Here is a 15,136-nt window from a genome sequence, read left to right on the forward strand (position 1 = left end):
TTTAGCCTCTTGGCTCAATGCTGTCGGCCAGGATCGCCAGCACTAACTGCTGGAAATCCAGACCGGCGGCACGGGCTGCCATGGGAACCAGGCTGTGGTCGGTCATGCCCGGTGCGGTGTTGACTTCAAGGAACCAGAAATTCCCTTGGTCATCCTGCATCACGTCTGCCCGCGCCCAACCGGCGATACCCAGCGCCTCACAGGCTTTCGCCGTGAGGTCCATCAATTCTTGTTCCTTGGTTGCTTCGAGGCCGCATGGGATCCGGTACTGAGTATCGGAAGCCAGGTACTTGGCGTCGTAGTCATAAAAGGTGTGGGGCGTGCCCAAAGCGATGGGCGGCAATACCTGGCCACGCAGGGTGGCGATGGTGTACTCGGGACCGGAAATCCACTGTTCCACCAACACTTGCGAATCGTAGGTACTTGCCGCTTTCCATGCGTCGATCAATTCGGCGGCCGAGTTCACTTTGGCCATGCCGATACTGGAGCCTTCATGGGCTGGTTTGACGATCAAAGGCAGGCCCAGTTCCTTGGCCGCAGAAATACAATCGTCTTCACTGCACAGTACGGCGTGACGTGGGGTCGGAATACCCAGGCTGTGCCACACCTGCTTGGTGCGCAACTTGTCCATCGCCAAGGCCGATGCGAGGATGCCGCTGCCGGTGTAAGGGATGCCGGCGCATTCGAGCAGGCCCTGCATGCTGCCGTCCTCACCGCCGCGGCCGTGAAGAATGAGAAAGGCGCGGTCGATTTTTTCAGCCTGCAGACGGGCAAGGAAGTCATCGCCCACATCGATACCGAAGGCATTCACGCCAGCACTTTGCAGCGCCTCAAGCACCGCATTGCCGGACTTGAGCGACACTTCGCGCTCGGCGCTCTTGCCGCCGAACAACACGGCCACGCGACCGAAGTCGGCAGGCGCAAGGGTGGAAAACAGGGAGCCGTAATCAGTGGTCATTTCGACTTCCCCTTGGCGGCGGCTGCAAACAGCGGGCTCGCCAGCAACTTGGGCGCAAGGCCACCGATATCACCGGCGCCCTGGCACAGCAGGATGTCGCCGGCGCGCAGCAGCGGCTTGACGATAGGCGCCAGGTCCACGCCACGCTCGATGTAGATCGGGTCCAACTGGCCGCGCTGGCGGATGCTGTTGCACAGCTTGCGGCTGTCAGCGCCCGGGATCGGTTCTTCACCGGCCGGGTAGACTTCCATCAGCAGCAGCACGTTGGCATCGGCCAGTACATTGACGAAATCGTCGTACAGGTCGCGGGTGCGGCTGTAGCGGTGCGGCTGGTACACCATAACCAGCCGGCGCTCCGGCCAACCACCGCGCACGGCCTTGATAACGGCCGCAACTTCGGTCGGGTGGTGCCCGTAGTCGTCCACCAGCATCACGTCACCACCTTCAACCGGCAGTTGGCCGTAGACCTGGAAGCGACGGCCCACACCGGCAAAGCGCGACAGGCCCTCGACGATGGCTTCATCGCTGACGCCTTCATCGGTGGCAATGCAGATGGTCGCCAAAGAGTTCAGCACGTTGTGGTTGCCCGGCATGTTCACCGACACGTCCAGCGGCTCGCGATCGGGGCGCAGCACGGTGAAGAAGGTTTGCATGCCTTCCTGGCGCACATTGATTGCGCGCACGTCGGCGTCTTCGCTGAAGCCGTAGGTCACGGTAGGGCGTTTGACCTGGGGCAGGATTTCACGCACCACCGGGTCGTCCAGGCACACCACCGCCAACCCATAGAACGGCAGGTTGTGCAGGAAGTCGACGAAGGTTTTCTTCAACTTGTTGAAGTCGCCGTCGTAGGTCGCCATGTGGTCTTCGTCGATGTTGGTGACGACGGCGACCAGCGGTTGCAGGTGCAGGAAGCTCGCATCACTTTCATCGGCTTCGGCGATCAGGTAGCGGCTGGTGCCGAGCTGGGCATTGGTACCGGCTGCATTCAGGCGGCCACCGATGACGAAGGTCGGGTCCAGGCCACCGGCGGCGAACACCGAGGCGATCAGGCTGGTGGTGGTGGTCTTGCCATGGGTACCGGCCACGGCGATGCCGTGGCGATAGCGCATCAGCTCGGCGAGCATCTCGGCACGCGGCACCACAGGGATACGGCGCTCAAGGGCGGTGGCCACTTCCGGGTTGGAGGTGTTCACGGCGCTGGACACCACCAGCACATCGGCCTCGGCAGCGTTCTCGGCACGGTGGCCGATAAAGATCTGCGCGCCAAAGGACTTCAGGCGCTCGGTGACCGGCGACTCTTTCAAGTCCGAGCCGGACACCTGGTAGCCCAGGTTCAGCAACACTTCGGCAATCCCGCACATGCCCACGCCACCGATACCGACGAAGTGAATACGACGGATACGGCGCATCTCGGGTTGCGGCATGGCTTTCTGATTCTCAACCATGGGCCACCTCCAGGCAGATATCGACCACGGTGCGGGTTGCGTCAGGTTTGGCCAGGCGGCTTGCGGTGCTCGCCATGCTGTTGAGTCGTTCCGGTTGCATCAAAACCTCGGTCAGGCGTGCGGCCAAATCGGCGGCGCCAGTCGTTCTTTGCGGCAGCAGGAAGGCAGCGCCCTCCCCGGCCAAATATTCGGCGTTGCGGGTCTGGTGATCGTCGATGGCGTGGGGCAAAGGCACCAGCAAGGACGGCAGACCGGCGGCCGCCAGTTCACTGACGGTCAGCGCACCAGCGCGGCAGACCACCAGGTCGGCCCAGCCATAGGCTTGGGCCATGTCTTTGATGAAGGGCTGTACATTGGCCTCTACACCGGCCTCGCGATAACGCGCGGCGGTGACTTCATCGTGGTTCTTGCCGGCCTGGTGGAAGATCTCCGGGCGCACATCCTCAGGAAGTTGCGCAACGGCTTCAGGCAGCAATTTATTCAGCGGCTCGGCGCCCAGGCTTCCGCCCAGGATCAGCAGGTGAGCCTTGCGCCCCGCCAGCGCGTCACGCGCAATGGCCATGAACAGTTCGGTACGCACCGGGTTACCGGTGGTGCGAAGCTTGTCGGAGGCGGCGAAGGTTTTCGGGAAGGCTTCACACACCCGCGCAGCCAACGGCACTAGCAGACGGTTGGCAGTACCGGCGACGGCGTTCTGTTCGTGAACTATCACCGGCACACCCGCGAGTTTCGCCGCAACACCACCAGGGCCGGTCACATAACCGCCAAAGCCGAGTACACACACCGGCTTCAACTCGCGAATGATCCTGCGCGCCTGCATGACCGACTTGAGCAACACGAACGGTGCCTTGAGCAATGACAACTTGCTCTTGCCACGCAGGCCGGTGACGTTGATCAAATGCAGCGGCAAGCCGGCATTGGGCACCAATTCGTTTTCAATGCCACGGGGCGTACCCAGCCAGTGCACGGTGTAGCCACGGTTCTGGAATTCACGGGCGCAGGCCAGGGCCGGGAACACATGCCCCCCGGTACCGCCCGCCATGATCAGCACGTTAGCGCCCATGGGTCGGCTCCTCGGCGAAGTCGCTTTCGCTGAACTCCATCTCTTCGCTGCCCAGGTGGGTGCGACTCTCCCACTCGATACGCAGCAACAAACCGAGACAGGCGCAGCAAATCACCAACGAACTGCCGCCGTAACTGAGGAACGGCAAGGTCAGGCCCTTGGTCGGCAGCAGGCCGACGTTCACGCCGATGTTGATCAGGAACTGGCCGATCCACAGGAAAGCCAACCCATAGGCAACGTAGGCGGCGAAGAACTGCTTGGCCTTCTCGGCCCACAAGCCGATGTACATGGCGCGCACGCAGACGAATACAAACAATGCCACGGTGCACAGCGAACCCACCACACCCAACTCTTCGGCCAATACCGAGAACACGAAGTCGGTGTGGGCTTCCGGCAGGTAGAACTGCTTCTGCACACTGTTGCCCAGGCCCACACCCAGCCACTCGCCGCGACCGAAGGCAATCAGCGCCTGGGTCAACTGGTAGCCGGAGCCGAACTGGTCGGACCAGGGGTCGGTAAAGGTGATCAAACGCGCCATCCGGTAGGGTTGCGCCTGCACCAGGATGGTCACCGCCGCGACGGCCAGCACCACCATCAAGGTGAAGCGGAACAGCCCGACACCACCCAGGAACAGCATCGCGGCGGCGGCGCCCATCATCACCACCGTGGCCCCGAAGTCGGGCTCCATCAGCAGCAGGCCAGCCATGGGCAGCAGCACGATGAACGGCTTGAAGAAGCCCATCCAGCTTTCGCGTACTTCTTTCTGACGGCGCACCAGGTAACCGGCGAGGTAGATCACCACGAACACTTTGGCAATTTCCGACGGCTGCACGTTGAACGCGCCGAAGCCGATCCAGCGCATCGAACCGTTCACCTCGCGGCCGATGCCGGGCACGATCACCATGACCAGCAAGCCGAACGCACCGATCAGCATCAGCCAACCCAGACGCTGCCAGGTAGCAATCGGAATCATCATGGTGACGATGCAGGCGCCCAGGCCGATCACCAGGTACACCAGGTGGCGGATCATCATGTACAGCGTGTTGCCCGACTGCACGGCGGCCACTTCGGAGGACGCCGAAGTGATCATCACCAGGCCCAGGCCGAGCAGCGCCAGGCAACCGGCGAGCATCGGGAAATCGAGGTCGATGCCGCGCCCGGTAATGATCGGCGACGGGTATGGCTTGATGATGTTTCTCAGGTTGAGGCTCATGCCAAAGCCTCCACGGCGCGGGCGAACAGTTGGCCGCGCTCTTCATAGTTCTTGAACATGTCGAAGCTGGCGCACGCGGGCGACAGCAACACCGCATCGCCAGGCTGGGCCAGGGCTTTGCACTGGGCAATGGCGTCGTCCAGGGAAGCTGCGCGTACTTGCGGTACAGCGTCACCGAGGGCGGCGGCGATCAGGTCCGAATCGCGGCCCATCAGCACCACGGCGCGGCAATGGGCGGCCACTGGAGCTTTGAGGTCCTTGAAGTCGGCACCCTTGCCATCACCACCGGCGATCAGCACCAGCTTGCCGTCGATATCGGCCCCCAGGCCTTCGATGGCCGCCAGGGCTGCACCGACATTGGTGGCTTTGGAGTCGTTGTAATAGCTGACGTCATTGAGGTCGCGCACCCATTGGCAGCGATGCTCAAGCCCGGCAAAGGTGCGCAGGCTCGCGAGCATGGCGTCGAACGGCAGGCCAACCGCGTGACCGAGCGCCAAGGCCGCCAGGGCATTGGACTGGTTGTGTGCGCCACGGATTTTCAGTTCGCGTACCGGCATCAGGTTCTGGAATTCGAACGCCAGGTACTTCTCGCCGTTCTCTTCACGAATGCCGAAGCCTTTGAAGTCCGGTTTGCCCAGGCCGAAGGTCCAGCAGGGCATGCCCTCGCCTATCAGCGGACGGCTCAGGGCATCCTGACGGTTGACGACAAATTGCTTGGCGCCACGGAAGATCCGGTGCTTGGCCAAGTGATAAGCCGGCAGGCCGCTGTAGCGGTCCATATGGTCTTCGCTGACGTTCAATACCGTCGCCACTTCAGCGCCCAGGTCGTGGGTGGTTTCCAGCTGGAAGCTCGACAACTCCATCACGTACAACTCGACGTCGTCGCTGAGCAAATCCAGTGCCGGCACGCCAAGATTGCCGCCGACGGCCACACGCTTGCCCGCCGCAGCCGCCATCTCGCCGACCAGAGTGGTGACGGTGCTTTTGGCGTTGGAACCGCTGATGGCCACGATCGGCGCCTTCGCGTTGCGTGCGAACAGGTCGATATCGCCAGACAGCTTCACACCACGGGCCGCAGCCGCTTGCAGGGCCGGTGTCGCCAGGGCCAGGCCCGGGCTCACGTAGAGCTCTTCGGCACGGCACAGAAACTCGACATCCAGCTCGCCACAGCGCACTTCCACGTGCGGGTAGTCACGGCGCAGCGTGACCAGCTCCGGTGGATTTTCCCGCGTATCGGCCACGGCAAACGACGTGCCCCGGTTCGCCAGGAAGCGAACCAGGGACATGCCGCTCTTGCCGAGGCCGACAACGATGCGGAAGTGGTCTGAAGCGATCAGGGACACTCGTTTCTACCTCAGTTTCAGGGTGGCAAGGCCGACCAGTACCAGAATCACGGTGATGATCCAGAAGCGGACAATCACGCGTGGCTCAGGCCAGCCCTTGAGTTCAAAGTGGTGGTGAATCGGCGCCATGCGAAACACGCGGCGCCCGGTCAACTTGAAGGACGCCACCTGGATGACCACCGACAGGGTTTCCATCACGAACACGCCGCCCATGATGAACAGCACGATTTCCTGGCGAACGATCACCGCGATGGTGCCCAAGGCCGCGCCCAGCGCCAGTGCGCCGACGTCGCCCATGAAGACTTGTGCTGGGTAGGTGTTGAACCACAGGAACCCCAGGCCGGCACCGATCAGCGCACCGCAGAACACGATCAGCTCACCGGCGCCCGGTACATAAGGGATCAGCAGGTATTCAGCGAATTTCACGTTACCGGAGAGGTAGCAGAAGATGCCGAGCGCGCCGCCCACCATCACCGTCGGCATGATCGCCAGGCCGTCGAGGCCATCGGTCAGGTTCACCGCGTTGCTGGAGCCGACGATCACGAAGTAGGTCAGCACCACAAAACCGACACCCAGTGGGATGCTCACATCCTTGAGCATCGGGATGATCAAGGTGGTTTCCACGGCACTTGGCGCGGTGGTGTACAGGAAGATCGCGGCGGCCAGGCCGAACACCGACTGCCAGAAATACTTCCAGCGGCTTGGCAGCCCCTTGGAGTTTTTCTCGATCACTTTGCGGTAGTCATCCACCCAGCCGATGGCGCCGAACAGCAGGGTCACCAGCAGCACCACCCACACGTAGCGGTTATGCAGGTCGGCCCACAGCAAGGTGCTGACGCCAATGGACGACAGGATCAGCGCGCCGCCCATGGTCGGAGTGCCAGACTTGGACAGGTGCGACTGCGGGCCGTCGTTACGAACCGATTGACCAATTTGCAGGTTCTGCAGGGTGCGGATCATCCACGGCCCTAAAAACAGCGACAAAGACAGCGCGGTCAGCACACCCAGAATCCCGCGCAGGGTCAGGTACTGGAAGACCGCGAAGCCTTTGTGGAACTGTTGCAGATACTCAGCCAGCAGCAGCAGCATTAATGTTTCTCCGTACTTGAGCCACACAAGGCTGCGACGACGTTTTCCATCACCGCGCTGCGCGATCCCTTGATCAAAATGGTTGTGTGTTTGTCATGTTCAGCCGCCGTCAACGCCTGGATCAGCTCGGCCTGGCTGGCGAAATGCTGCGCGCCGGGGCCGAAAGCGTTGACCGCATGAGCCATGTTCGTGCCAACGGCATAGAGCGCGTCCACTTTGCCGGCGGCATAGGCGCCGACTTCACGGTGGCCTTGTTCAGCCCAATCGCCCAATTCGCCGATATCGCCCAGCACCAGCACCTTGCGCCCATCAAAGCCTGTAAGCAGGTCCACAGCGGCATTGATGGAGGACGGGTTGGCGTTGTAAGTGTCATCAATCACGCGCATGCCGTTGCCAGCCAGTTGCGCCACAGTGCGGCCCTTGACCGGCTGCACCGCGCCCAGGCCCGTGGCAATGCCGAACAGCGACACACCCAGGGCATGGGCGGCAGCGGCGGCGGCCAAGGCGTTGGCGACGTTATGGTTGCCCAGCAGGTTCAACTGCACGTGCTCATCACCTTGCGGAGTGTGCAAGGTGAAGGACGGGCAGCCACGGGCATCGACATTGATGTTGGAGGCGTGAAAATCGGCTGCGGCATTCAGCACTGCAAACGTCAGGACCTTGCGACCGGCGGCGCGTACACGCCAGGTCTCGAACGCCTTGTCATCCAGGTTCAGTACCGCAGTGCCCGAGGCGTCGAGGCCCTCAAGGATTTCGCCCTTGGCTTCGACGATTTTTTCCGGGCCGCCGAACTCACCGACATGGGCGGTACCGGCGTTGTTGATGATCGCCACGTGAGGCTGGGTCAGCGCCACGGTATAGGCGATTTCGCCGATGCGCGAAGCCCCCAGTTCAATCACTGCCGCCGTGTGTTCCGGGGCCAGTTCGAGCAGGGTCAGCGGTGCGCCGAAATCATTGTTCAGGTTGCCACGGGTCGCGAGTACCGGCCCGCGCGTACGCAAGACGCCAGCAAGCAGTTCCTTGACCGTGGTCTTGCCGCTGGAACCGGTAATGGCCGCCACCGGCTTATCAAAAGCAGCACGGTTAAGCGCACCCAGTTGGCCCAGGGCCAGGCGGGTGTCGGCTACCAGCAATTGCGGCAGGGCAGAATCGGCCACTTCACGCTGTACCAGGGCACCGACGGCACCTTTGGCGGCAACGTCGTTGAGGTAGTCGTGACCATCGAAACGCGGGCCGGCCAGGGCGACAAACAGCTGCCCCGGCTGGATGTTACGACTGTCGATACTGACGCCGGTGAATGTGCAGTCGCTCGACAGCACACGGGCCGACAGGGCCTGGGCCAGTTCGCTGAACGTCATCGCTTTAAGCATGGGCGACCTCCCAGGCGGTCAAGGCGTGATCCGCCTCGACCAGATCGGAGAAGGCATGGCGCTCACCGTTGATTTCCTGATAGTCCTCGTGGCCTTTACCCGCGAGCACCACGACGTCGTCCGCGCCGGCACTGGCGATCAGCTGGGCAATGGCGGCGCCGCGTCCAGCCACAAACGTAACCTTGGAGGCGTCTTTGAAACCGACACGGATGTCGTCGAAAATCTGGCTCGGGTCTTCGCTGCGCGGGTTGTCGTCGGTGACAAGTACGCCGTCGGCCAAACGCTCGACGATCTCGGCCATCAATGGGCGCTTGCCGCGATCGCGATCACCGCCGCAACCAAACAGGCACAGCAGTTTGCCTTTGGCATGTGGGCGCAGGGCTTCGAGGACTTTTTCCAGGGCATCCGGTGTGTGGGCGTAATCGACCACCACCAGCGGTTGCGTGCCGCCACCCAGGCGCTGCATGCGACCGGCCGGGCCTTCCAGCTTCGGCAGTACCCGCAGGATTTCATCCAGGGCGTAGTCCAGGCCCAGTAATGCACCGATAGCGGCGAGCACGTTGCTCAGGTTGAACCGCCCGAGCAAGGTGCTGCGCAAGTGGTGCTCGCCCTGCGGCGTCACCAATGTGGCGCGCACGCCTTCATCATTGAATTGGGCTTCGCGGCAATACAGGTAGGCACTGGCATCTTGCAGGCTATAGCTGATCAGGCGCGCATCGCTGTCTTCGCCCGCCAGTTGGCGGCCAAACGCGTCGTCGAGGTTGACCACCCGGCACTTCAGGTCATTCCAGGCAAACAGCTTGGCCTTGGCGGCAGCATACGCCTCCATAGTGCCGTGGTAGTCGAGGTGATCGCGGGACAGGTTGGTCATCACCGCCACGTCAAAGGCCAGAGCAGTGACACGCCCTTGGTCCAGGCCATGGGAAGACACTTCCATGGCAACCGCCTTGGCGCCGGCCTTTTTCAGGTCGGCCAGGGTCGCTTGCACGGCAATCGGGTTTGGCGTGGTGTGCAGGCCGCTTTGCAGCGCGCCATAGAAACCGGTACCCAGGGTGCCGACGATGCCGCAGTGCTGACCCAGCAGGTCCAAAGCCTGGGCGACCAATTGGGTCACGCTGGTCTTGCCGTTGGTGCCCGTCACGCCCACCAGGTTGAGCTGGCGGCTCGGGTCACCATAGAAACGCCCGGCGATGTCAGAAAGCTGCGCAGCCAGGCCCCTGACCGGAATCAACGGCACATCGGTGATCGGCAGCACGGTGGCGCCTTCCACTTCATAGGCGACCGCAGCCGCACCGCGTTGCAGGGCATCGGCGATATGCGCACGGCCATCGAGCTTGCCGCCAGGTACCGCCAGGAACAGGTCGCCGGCGCGTACATTACGACTGTCCAGGGTCAGCTCACGAATCAGCAGATCGTGGCCGGCATGGGCAAAAATCTTGTTCAGGCTAAGAGACATCAGCCGCGCCCTCCATTGGCTTTGACAGCGGCAGCCGGTGGACCAGCGTTGGCTTGTTGCGTCGGCGGCAGGTTGTCCGGCGTGATATTCATCAAGCGCAGGGTGCCGGACATCACTTTGCTGAACACGGGCGCCGAAACCAGGCCACCGAAGTAACCGGCTTTACTAGGTTCGTCGATGACCACGACGATGGCGTAGCGCGGGTCGCTCATCGGGCCGAAGCCGGCGAACAGCGAACGGTAGGAGTTTTCGGCATAGCCCTTGGTGCCCACCGAGGTCTTACGCGCCGTACCGGACTTGCCAGCAACGTGGTACGCCGGCACCTGGGCGCGGAATACGCCGCGCGGTGCCTCGATCACTTGTTGCAGCATGCCTTGCATGGTCTTGGCGACGTTTTCCGGGATCACTTGGGTGGCTTTTGGCGCTTCGTCGACGTGGATCAGGCTCAGCGGAACCATACGGCCGTTATTGGCCAATACCGAGAACGCGTGGGCCAACTGGATGGCGGTCACCGACAGGCCGTAGCCGTAGGACAGCGTGGCAGTCTCGGCTTTTCTCCACTCGCGGTAGTTCGGCAGGTTACCGACCCGCTCGCCCGGGAAGTCGAGGCCGGTGGGTTGGCCCAGGCCGATCTTTTGCGCCAAGTGATAAATAGTCTCGCCGCCGATATCGAAGGCCACCTTACTCATGCCGACGTTACTGGAGTTGATCAGGATGCCGGTCAGGTCCAGCACTGGCCCCTCGGTGCGGGACACGTCACGAATGGTGTACTTGCCCAACTGCAAGGTGCCTGGGTAAACCTCGACCTTGTCGCTGGGTTTCCAGCGGCCGGTTTCCAGGGCAGCGCTCATGGAGATCGCTTTCATGGTCGAGCCCGGCTCGAACACGTCGATCATCGCGCGGTTACGCATCATCGCCGGCTGCAGGTTGCGACGGTTGTTCGGGTTGTAGGTCGGCTGGTTGACCATGGCGAGGATCTCGCCGGTCTTCACGTCCATGATCACCAGGCTGCCGGCCTTGGCGCCGTTCTCGATGATCGCGTTACGCAGTTCGCGGTTGGCCAGGTATTGCAGGCGCAAATCGATCGACAACGCCAGAGGCTTGCCGGCCTTGGCGTTTTTGGTGACCTGGACATCCTTGATCAGTCTGCCGCGCCGATCCTTGATGACCTGCCGCTTGCCGGGAACGCCGGCCAGCCATTCGTCGTAGGCCAGTTCGACACCTTCGCGACCATGGTCATCGATATCGGTAAAGCCGACCATATGCGCGGTGGTTTCACCGGCCGGGTAGAAACGACGAAACTCCTCGATGCCGTAGACACCGGGGATTTTAAGGTCGAGCACTTGCTGGCCTTGCTCAGGGGTAAGCCCGCGCACCAGGTAGATGAATTCTTTGTTGGCCTGGGTTTCCAGGCGCTCAGTCAGGGCCTTGCGGTCTTGCCCCAGGGCAGCGGCCAGTTCAGGCCACTTGTCCTTGGCAACTTGCAGTTCCTTGGCGTTGGCCCACAGGGTGGTCACCGGGGTACTGACGGCCAGAGGCTCGCCGTTACGGTCGGTGATCAGGCCACGGTGCGCAGGAATCGGAATATGCCGCAGGCTGCGGGCGTCACCCTGGCCGATCAGGAAGTCGCGGTCGACGACCTGCAGGTCGAAGATGCGCCAGACAATCGCCCCCACCATCAATGCCAGCAAGCCGAGCATCAGGCGAAAGCGCCACGGGTAGAGTGCCCCTTCGAGTTTCATCATGGCGCCACCATGCGAACTTCAGCCGCGCCAGGGATGTGCATCTTCAATTGCTCAGTGGCCAGCACTTCGATACGGCTGTGAGCCGTCCAGGTGCTTTGCTCAAGGATCAGCCGGCCCCACTCTGCCTGGGCTTTGTCACGCACGCTCAATTCCCCGTACAGGGTATTGAGCAACTGGCGGTTCCAGTGGGCGCTGTAGGACACCGCAATCGCGGATACCAGCACGCCGACAAACAGCAGCAACATAAAGAAGCTGCCGCCCGGGAGGGGCTTGGCGAAAAGCTTGCTCACCGCAATTTCTCCGCAACACGCATGACGGCGCTACGGGAACGTGGGTTGGCCTTGAGTTCGGCTTCGGAAGCGAACTGCGCTTTGCCATGGATTTTGATTTTCGGCACAAAGGCTTCGAAACGCACCGGCAGGTTGCGCGGCAGGTTATCGGATTCGCCCTTGACCAGGCGACGCATGAACAGCTTGACGATGCGGTCTTCCAGGGAGTGGAAGCTGATCACCACCAGGCGACCGCCCACTTCCAAAGCATCCAGAGCGGCTTCGAGGCCGGCCTCCAGATCGCCCAATTCGTTGTTGACGTGGATACGCAGGCCCTGGAACGCGCGGGTAGCCGGGTTCTTGCCCTTTTCCCAGGCAGGGTTGGCCACTTTCAGAACTTCGGCCAGGTCAGCGGTGCGTTCGAACGGCTGGATTTCGCGGCGCTCGACCACGGCACGCGCCATTCGACCAGCGAAGCGCTCCTCACCGTATTCCTTGAACACACGGGCGATTTCTTCCACCGGCGCGGTGGCGATGAATTGTGCGGCACTGACCCCACGGGTAGGATCCATGCGCATGTCGAGGGGGCCGTCGTTCATGAAACTGAAGCCGCGCTCCGGGTCATCGAGCTGTGGCGAAGACACGCCCAGGTCGAGCAGAACCCCGGCCACCTTGCCCGCCATGCCGCGCTCGGCAACTTCGGCCCCCAGCTCGGCAAAGCTGCGCTGCACAACGACAAAGCGGCCGTCTTCGGCCGCTAGCGCTTGCCCGGTGGCAATCGCTTGAGGGTCTTTGTCGAACCCAAGGAGTTTGCCGTCGGACCCGAGCTGGCTGAGTATCAACCGGCTATGCCCGCCCCTGCCGAATGTGCCATCGACATAGCAGCCATCGGCACGTACGGCGAGAGCCTCGACGGCTTCGTCAAGCAGTACGGTGATGTGGTTAAAGCCGCTATCAATAGTCACAGGATCAAATCACGCAGTTCATCAGGCATGGCGCCCGGTTGTTGAATAGCAGCCAGGTCCGCTGCAGACACAGCATCCCAGGCATCTTCGTCCCACAATTGGAACTTGTTCAGTTGGCCTACCAGCATTGCGCGCTTGTCGAGCTTGGCGTACTCGCGCAGTCGCGGCGGCACCAGGAAACGACCACTGCCATCGAGTTCAAGGTCGACGGCATTACCGATCAGCAAACGCTGGAGTCGGCGGTTTTCTTCACGCAATGAAGGCAGCGCGCGCAACTTGGTTTCAATCAACTCCCACTCATCGAGGGGGTAAACGCATAAACAAGGATCAACGGCGTCAATCGTGATGATTAATTGCCCTGAACTTCGCGAAATGAGCTCGTCACGATACCGGCTCGGCATAGCGAGACGGCCTTTTGCATCGAGACTGATAGCGTTAGCTCCGCGAAACACAGATGCGTTTCTCCAAATTTTAGCGTTTTACGTTCAAAAAACCCACTTTGTGCCACTTTCCGCCACTTGCGCACACTATAGGAATGCGCCTACCACACCGTCAAGGCGCGTATTCAAGGAAAAGCCTTACAGAACGGAGATTTAGGAGGGTAAAAGGAGGAGAAACGAGAGTTTTGCGATGTTTTTGACTCAACAACAGCAAATAGCTCAAAGAGCTAGAGCGCAAAGTTAAAGTAATTTATTAAGAGTAAGATTTTTTTGGTATTACGAAGATGCATCTGCCAATGATTTGGCAGGGAGGGATTCTTGCGTTACTACCGGGTTTGCGCACGAGATTCGAACGCAAGGAAAAAAGGTGGAGAGTCGATCTGTAAGCCGGGTTCTGTCTTGAACAGTCATTCGTCTACGATGGCCATCACTGGACATCTTTAGCAACCTACCCGGTCCCAGCGCGGGCCACGCCTTGGGACCCTATTTGGTCTTGCTCCAAGTGGGGTTTACCTAGCCACGAACTGTTGCCAGTCGTGCGGTGCGCTCTTACCGCACCTTTTCACCCTTACCGGCACCGAAGTGCTTAGGCGGTTATTTTCTGTGGCACTTTCCGTAGGCTCACGCCTCCCAGGCATTACCTGGCACTTCGCCCTATGGAGCCCGGACTTTCCTCCCCCCCCTAATTTTCATAGAGGGCAGCGACTGTCCAATCGACTCTCCGCCGCGAAGGTTAACGGCACGGCGGCTTGAGGACAAGTATTAAAAGTGCAGCATTGCCATCACGTTCAGACGAAATACAGATTTGGTCCCGGAACTATTCGGCCTTCTGTTTATCCAGCGCGACCTGATACAACACATTCTTGCGAACGCCAGTAATTTCCGCCGCCAGAGCGGCGGCGCGCTTGAGCGGCATTTCCTTGAGCAGCAAATCGAGGACGCGCATGGCCTCGCTGCCCACCGCGTCTTCATTCTCCGGCGCGGTCCAGCCTGCTACCAGCACCACGCATTCGCCACGTTGTTGATTGCTGTCGCCCTCGACAAACGCTCGCAGCTCCTCCAGCGGCAACCCCTTGAGGGTTTCGAAGGTCTTGGTCAACTCCCGGGCCAACAAGGCCAGGCGCTCGCCGCCGAACACCAGCTCCATGTCTTGCAGGCATTCAAGGATGCGATGCGGGGCCTCATAGAAGATCAAGGTGCGCGGCTCTTCTTTAAGTGCCTGCAAACGCGCCCGACGCCCTACGGCCTTGGCGGGCAGGAAGCCTTCGAAGATAAAGCGGTCCGAGGGCAACCCGGCGGCCGATAATGCAGCAATCAGCGCGCAGGCTCCTGGAACAGGCACTACATTGATACCAGCGGCGCGCGCCTGGCGGACCAGATGGTAACCAGGATCGGAAATCAGGGGCGTGCCCGCGTCGGAAATCAGCGCCACGTCATCACCCGCCAAAAGACGCGTGATAAAGCGGCTACCCTCTTCACGTTCGTTGTGTTCGTGGCAGGCCGCTAATGGCGTGCTGATACCAAAATGCTGCATCAACCGTTGGGAGTGCCGCGTGTCTTCTGCCGCGATCAATTTCACCTCGCGCAACACCTTCAGCGCCCGGGCACTGATGTCGTCCAGGTTGCCAATGGGCGTCGCCACCACAAAAAGCGAGCCAGCAGTGGAATTCAAAGGACCTGGAGCAGTCAAAGCGCACACCTCGATGGTTGGCAAAAGCCACATTGTAGCGCGTAGACGCCTTGAAAATATGCCATCACGGCCGATGCCGTTTCAGCCACC

13 protein-coding genes and 1 other RNA gene are annotated in these 15,136 nt (G+C 61.3%); all 14 read right to left on the bottom strand.

Annotated elements, in window-relative coordinates:
- Position 1 precedes the first annotated feature (1 nt).
- Positions 2-958 (bottom strand): D-alanine--D-alanine ligase, encoded by a 957-nt coding sequence (locus BOP96_RS00440; RefSeq protein ID WP_014716974.1) that lies wholly within the window; start codon positions 956-958, stop codon positions 2-4.
- A complete protein-coding gene (gene murC, locus BOP96_RS00445; RefSeq protein ID WP_003188677.1) occupies positions 955-2,403 on the bottom strand; it encodes a UDP-N-acetylmuramate--L-alanine ligase in 1,449 nt (482 codons plus the stop codon). The genes BOP96_RS00440 and murC overlap by 4 nt, the downstream gene beginning before the upstream one ends.
- Entirely contained in the window at positions 2,396-3,466 is a 1,071-nt protein-coding gene (gene murG, locus BOP96_RS00450; RefSeq protein ID WP_073451609.1) for an undecaprenyldiphospho-muramoylpentapeptide beta-N-acetylglucosaminyltransferase, read from the bottom strand. The genes murC and murG overlap by 8 nt, the downstream gene beginning before the upstream one ends.
- Complete coding sequence (gene ftsW, locus BOP96_RS00455; protein ID WP_003188673.1) at positions 3,456-4,679, bottom strand: putative lipid II flippase FtsW; 1,224 nt, start codon at positions 4,677-4,679, stop codon at positions 3,456-3,458. Before ftsW ends, murG begins: the two co-directional genes overlap by 11 nt.
- Positions 4,676-6,022 (bottom strand): UDP-N-acetylmuramoyl-L-alanine--D-glutamate ligase, encoded by a 1,347-nt coding sequence (gene murD / locus BOP96_RS00460; RefSeq protein ID WP_073451611.1) that lies wholly within the window; start codon positions 6,020-6,022, stop codon positions 4,676-4,678. The genes ftsW and murD overlap by 4 nt, the downstream gene beginning before the upstream one ends.
- Positions 6,023-6,028: 6 nt before the next feature.
- The gene (gene mraY / locus BOP96_RS00465; protein WP_003188670.1) at positions 6,029-7,111 is read right to left on the bottom strand and encodes a phospho-N-acetylmuramoyl-pentapeptide-transferase; all 1,083 of its coding nucleotides are present in this window, start codon (positions 7,109-7,111) and stop codon (positions 6,029-6,031) included.
- Complete coding sequence (locus BOP96_RS00470) at positions 7,111-8,481, bottom strand: UDP-N-acetylmuramoyl-tripeptide--D-alanyl-D-alanine ligase (protein ID WP_038448961.1); 1,371 nt, start codon at positions 8,479-8,481, stop codon at positions 7,111-7,113. The genes mraY and BOP96_RS00470 overlap by 1 nt, the downstream gene beginning before the upstream one ends.
- Entirely contained in the window at positions 8,474-9,937 is a 1,464-nt protein-coding gene (locus BOP96_RS00475; RefSeq protein ID WP_019816948.1) for a UDP-N-acetylmuramoyl-L-alanyl-D-glutamate--2,6-diaminopimelate ligase, read from the bottom strand. The genes BOP96_RS00470 and BOP96_RS00475 overlap by 8 nt, the downstream gene beginning before the upstream one ends.
- The gene (locus BOP96_RS00480) at positions 9,937-11,679 is read right to left on the bottom strand and encodes a peptidoglycan D,D-transpeptidase FtsI family protein (protein WP_175562971.1); all 1,743 of its coding nucleotides are present in this window, start codon (positions 11,677-11,679) and stop codon (positions 9,937-9,939) included. Before BOP96_RS00480 ends, BOP96_RS00475 begins: the two co-directional genes overlap by 1 nt.
- On the bottom strand, positions 11,679-11,972 hold the full coding sequence (gene ftsL / locus BOP96_RS00485; protein ID WP_003188663.1) for a cell division protein FtsL: 294 nt from the start codon (positions 11,970-11,972) through the stop codon (positions 11,679-11,681). The genes BOP96_RS00480 and ftsL overlap by 1 nt, the downstream gene beginning before the upstream one ends.
- Entirely contained in the window at positions 11,969-12,916 is a 948-nt protein-coding gene (gene rsmH / locus BOP96_RS00490) for a 16S rRNA (cytosine(1402)-N(4))-methyltransferase RsmH (RefSeq protein WP_003188661.1), read from the bottom strand. The genes ftsL and rsmH overlap by 4 nt, the downstream gene beginning before the upstream one ends.
- Positions 12,913-13,368, bottom strand: a complete 456-nt coding sequence (gene mraZ, locus BOP96_RS00495) for a division/cell wall cluster transcriptional repressor MraZ (RefSeq protein WP_003171868.1) — start codon at positions 13,366-13,368, stop codon at positions 12,913-12,915. The genes rsmH and mraZ overlap by 4 nt, the downstream gene beginning before the upstream one ends.
- Positions 13,369-13,723: 355 nt before the next feature.
- Positions 13,724-14,077, bottom strand: an RNA gene (gene rnpB / locus BOP96_RS00500) — RNase P RNA component class A.
- 96 nt (positions 14,078-14,173) lie between these two features.
- A complete protein-coding gene (rsmI, locus tag BOP96_RS00505) occupies positions 14,174-15,079 on the bottom strand; it encodes a 16S rRNA (cytidine(1402)-2'-O)-methyltransferase (RefSeq protein ID WP_020301255.1) in 906 nt (301 codons plus the stop codon).
- Positions 15,080-15,136 lie beyond the last annotated feature (57 nt).

The sequence above is a fragment of the Pseudomonas sp. FSL W5-0203 genome (assembly GCF_001896155.1).
Classification (GTDB): Bacteria; Pseudomonadota; Gammaproteobacteria; order Pseudomonadales; family Pseudomonadaceae; genus Aquipseudomonas; species Aquipseudomonas paracarnis.